This window comes from Terrabacter terrae, from assembly GCF_039529575.1.
Taxonomy (GTDB): domain Bacteria; phylum Actinomycetota; class Actinomycetes; order Actinomycetales; family Dermatophilaceae; genus Terrabacter; species Terrabacter terrae.
Genome location: NZ_BAAANB010000238.1, coordinates 1 through 2,311, shown reverse-complemented (window position 1 = coordinate 2,311; position 2,311 = coordinate 1). Strand labels below are relative to the sequence as shown.

The following is a 2,311-nucleotide window of genomic DNA, read 5'->3' as shown; positions in this document are numbered from 1 at the left end:
ACCGCCAGGAGCGTGCCCCCGTCCGGAGACGTGGTGCCGTCGGGGGTCTCGCCCGACTCACCCACGCGGGCTTCCACGGTGGCCTCACCGGTCGGAGTGGGCAGGCGCAGCTGCGCCCAGTGCGTCAGCCCCGACAGGGCCACCCCGAGCAGGCGGACCGGCTCCACCGGGTCCGCGGAAGTCAACGCGGCCGCGGCTGCCTCTCGCAGCTCCGCAGCATCCGACGTCGGCTGCGCCAGAGTGACCGAGCGCGTCACCGTCGTGAAGTCGGACAGGCGGACCTTCACCGTGACGGTCCGGGCGCCGCCGCCATGCCGGTGCAGCCGGCGCAGCGCCCGTGCCAGCACGTCCTCGAGCGCGCCGGCCAGCTCCCAGCGGCGCAGGTCTTCGGCGAAGGTGCGCTCCGCTCCGACGCTCTTGGCCTCCCGCTCGACCACCACCGGGCGCGAGTCGTCTCCGCGTGCGAGGCGGTACAGGTTCCAGCCGGCGGCCTCCCCGAGCGTCCGGACCAGGTCGTCACGGCTGGTTGCGCGCAGGTCGGCGACCGTGACGATGCCGAGCCGGCGCAGCGTCGCGTCCGTGGCCGGTCCGACGCCCGGGAGCGCCGCCACCGGCTTCGGCAGGAGGAACTCGTCCTCCACCTCGGGCAGCACGACCGTGAAACCGTGCGGCTTCTCCGCGTCGGAGGCCAGCTTCGCGACGAGCTTCGAGCGGCCGAGCCCGACGGAGACGACCAGTCCACACCGGTTGTAGACGAGCCGACGTGCCAGGTCCGCGCCGGCGACCGGGTCGCTCGCGAACGGCCCGGCGGCCAGGTCGACGAAGGCCTCGTCGAGGCTGACCGGCTGCACGAGCGGCGACAGCTGGCGCAGCGTGTCCATGATGAGCGCGCTGTGCGCCGCGTACGCCGGGAATCTCGGGGTCAGGACGGTCGCCGACGGGCACAGCACCCGGGCCTGCGCCATCGGCATCGCCGAGTGGCACCCGAACGCGCGAGCCTCGTAGTTGGCGGTCGCCACGACCCCACGCGGGCCGGTTCCCCCGACGAGAACGGGTGTGCGCGCCAGCGACGGCTTCTGACGGGTCTCGACCGATGCGAAGAACGAGTCCGCGTCCACGTGCATGACGCTCGCGTCCTCACGCACCCGCTCGCACCTTCCCTAGAACCGACTTCGCCCCCACTCTGCCGCAACCCTTCGAGCGGCCAGCATCCCCTCCACGAGGGCGCTCCGCATCACCCGCGTCGCGTGCCCGCACGTCAGGCGGTGCCGCCGGCCGCCACGGGGGCCGGCTGGGTCACCATGCCCCGGGGCAGGAACGCCGCTGCAGCGAAGCCGACGACGCCGAGGGCCGCCAGCACGATGAGGGCGGCGGCCTCAGCGCTGTTCGTGAGGCCCGCCACGAGGATCGTGCCGGCGATCGCCGTCCCGAGGGACGAGCCGAGGTTCGAGACGCTGCGCGACAGGCCCGAGATCTCCCCCTGCAGCTCGTCGCCGAAGCTGGACTGTACGACGTTGACCGACGGCGTCAGCATCCCGCCGAGCCCGAAGCCGATGAGGAACAGGCCCGGTGCGAACGCCCACGGGCTCGGCGACCCGCTCACCATGGCGATGAGCACGCCGACGCCGGCGATGGTGATGACGAAGCCGAGCATGATCAGGGTCCGCTGCGCGCGGCGCTTCGCGAAGCGTTCGGCACCCAGCGACGACAGCAACAGCCCCACGGTGGCCGCCGTGAAGATGACGCCGGTCTGGATCGCGTCGTAGCCACGCACCGTCTGCAGGTAGGCGGCGACGGTGAACGAGACGCCGAGGAGGATCAGCCACTGGATGTTCTGGGTGACGAGGCCCAGGTTGGAGGTGCGGTTGCGGAAGAGGCTCGTCGACAGCAGCGGTTCCTTGCCGGCCCGCTCCTTGGCGCGGACCCAGAGGAAGAACCCCACCAGCACCAGCGCGCCGGCCACGAGCAGGGCGACCATGAGCCAGCCGCTGTTGTCCGCGGCGAGGATGCCGAGCACGACCAGCACGAGGCCGACGGCCGACAGCGTCGCCCCGACGGTGTCGAAGCTCTTGGTCCGGTCGGCCGGCAGCGGGTCCGAGATGTTGCGGCTGAGCAGCACGATCGCGGCGACGACGAGGGCCTGGAACACGAACGCCGCGCGCCAGCTGATCGCAGACGTGATCAGGCCGCCGATGAGGGGCCCCGCGGCAGCCCCGACCCCACCCATCGCGCTGATCGCCCCGAAGGCGCGGGCCCGGGAGGCGGTCTGCGTGAAGAGCAGGGTCGTGAGGATGTAGACCGGCGGGATCAG

2 protein-coding genes are annotated in these 2,311 nt (G+C 72.5%); both read right to left on the bottom strand.

What is annotated here, in order from left to right:
- A partial coding sequence (locus tag ABD194_RS21510) for a DNA polymerase IV (protein WP_343995344.1) occupies nt 1–1,145 on the bottom strand: 1,145 nt, incomplete at its 3' end.
- Nucleotides 1,146–1,258: 113 nt separating this feature from the next.
- Nucleotides 1,259–2,311: MFS transporter (locus ABD194_RS21505; protein ID WP_343995342.1), on the bottom strand; the 1,053-nt coding region annotated here is incomplete at its 5' end.